This is a genomic window from Embleya sp. NPDC005575, from assembly GCF_040605455.1.
Taxonomy (GTDB): Bacteria; Actinomycetota; Actinomycetes; order Streptomycetales; family Streptomycetaceae; genus Embleya.
Window position 1 is genome coordinate 1 of sequence record NZ_JBEXCV010000331.1, and the last position, 1,996, is coordinate 1,996.

Annotated in this window: 1 protein-coding gene; it reads right to left on the reverse strand. The window is 71.7% G+C overall.

Features of this window, described 5'->3' with window-relative positions; genetic code table 11:
* Positions 1 to 264: 264 nt before the first annotated feature.
* Complete coding sequence (locus ABZS54_RS42800; protein WP_355548836.1) at positions 265 to 1,740, reverse strand: MFS transporter; 1,476 nt, start codon at positions 1,738 to 1,740, stop codon at positions 265 to 267.
* Positions 1,741 to 1,996: the final 256 nt, after the last annotated feature.

The following is a 1,996-nucleotide window of genomic DNA, read 5'->3' on the forward strand; positions in this document are numbered from 1 at the left end:
CCAACTCTTCAAGCTCCTCGAACGATCCGAGCAGCCGGCAGACGCCGGTGACCAGAAAACCCCTCAAGCGGCTTGACGAGATATAGCAGCCTCGGAGGGGCGAGCCGGTTCCGCGCGCGGACGGCCCGAGCGCCGGAACCCGTCACACCCGTTCCATCGGCCCCTACGGGGAGCCGGTACGCGCGTCGGTGTGGCCGAGGGCGGCGCGAGCCGTCGAAACGGCCTCGCCCCGTCCGCTGATCCGCCGTGTGTGCCGCTCGCCTGTCACCGCGTAGTGGCCGGATCGAGACGGTTGCGGGGGCACGCCGGGGTCGGGGAAGCGTCGACCCCGGACGCCCCAGGGCCCGGCCGCCGTACCCGCAGCCCCCACTGCGCGGTGACCGCCACGCACAGCATCAACGCCACACAACACCACAGGGCCCGGGTCACCCCCGCGGTCAGCGCCGACGGATCCGCCGGGACACCGCCCGCGGTCCGCCCCGCGCCGTCGTACATCGTCACCGCCAGCGCCAGCCCCAGGGCGGCGCCGATCTGGCCCGCGCACTGCAACACGCCCGCGGCTGCCCCCGCGGCCGACCGGCGCACTGTCGAAACGGCGGCGATCTCGCATGCCATCCACAACATCGGCAGGCCGGCGCCGATCAACACCAGCCCCGGCAACATCCCGGTCGCATAACCCGATTCGGGCGTGAGAAACGTCAACAGCACCAAGCCCGAACCGGTCGACGCACAGCCGACCAGGCAGGGCCCACGCGAGCCGAATCGTCCCAGCACACGGGCACACCAACGTCCGACCACCACCACACCGCCCACGACCGGCAGCAGCGCACACCCCGCCTTCCAGGCGCTGTACCCGCGAGCCTCCTGGAGGTAGACACTGCCCACGAACACGATCGGGCTGGTCGCCGCGGCGACGAACACGATGCCCAGGGCGCCCGCCACCAGCGAACGATCGCGCAGGAGCGCCGCCGGCAGCAGCGGATCCTCGGACCCGATCTGGCGCCGCACGAACGCCCCGGCCAGGAGTACCGCGACGGCCGACACCGCCCACGTCACCGGCCCGAATCCGTGGTCGGCGACGCCCACGAGCGCGTACACCAACGCCAGCAGCGCACCGACCAGACACAGCGCGGCCGGCACGTCCACCGAAGTGGCCCGAGAGCGCCGCTCGTCGCGCACGTCCAGCCGTCCGCCCGCCGCGAACGCCGCCAGGGCGAGCGGCACGTTGAGCAGGAACGCCCAGCGCCAGTTCAGGTGACTGGAGGCGAGACCGCCCGCCAACACCCCCGCGACCGACCCGATTCCCCCGCACGCGGCCCACAGGGCGAGGCCCCTGCGGCGCTCCGCCTCCTCCGCAACCACGGTCAGCAGTACGCACATCGCCGCCGGTACCAGCACCGCCGCGGCCACCGCCTGGGCGGCCCGTGCCGACAGGAGCGTCGTTGCGTTGGGCGCCGCCGCACACAGCGTCGACGCCACGGCGAAGGCCGCCAACGAACCCAGGAGGAGCCGACGCGCCCCATACCGGTCGCACAATCGGCCGCCGAGCAGCTGCAGACCGCCGGCCAACACCACATACACATTGGTCACCCAGTGCGCTTCGGTCAGGCTCATCGACAGGTCGCGCTGGATGTCGGGCACTGCCAGTAGGACGAGTCCCGCGTCGGCGTTGGCCATCAGCGGCGCGAGGGACACCAGCAGCAGCAGGGAGCGACGCGGGCGGGACACGGAGGTGGGCATGCGAACTCCCGGAAGACGGTGGGGTTTGTGTCGGGTAACGAAACCCCGCCCTCCGTCGGTCGGTTGCAACCGAGGGCCGGGTGCAACCCATCGCGAACCATCGGTGTTTCAACACACGAGAGCGCACCGCAGAGCTCTCCCTCGCCTCCCGGGCGAGGAGTTCCATCCACAGAAGGACGAGCATGGACCTCAAGCTTTCCAACAGCGTGGCCGTGGTGACCGGCGCCTCCAAGGGCATCGGCCTGGCCGTCACCCG

What these genes read in the sequence shown, in the direction of transcription:
- ABZS54_RS42800 (WP_355548836.1), bottom strand. Translation starts at nt 1,740, where the DNA reads ATGCCCACCTCCGTGTCCCGCCCGCGTCGCTCCCTGCTGCTGCTGGTG.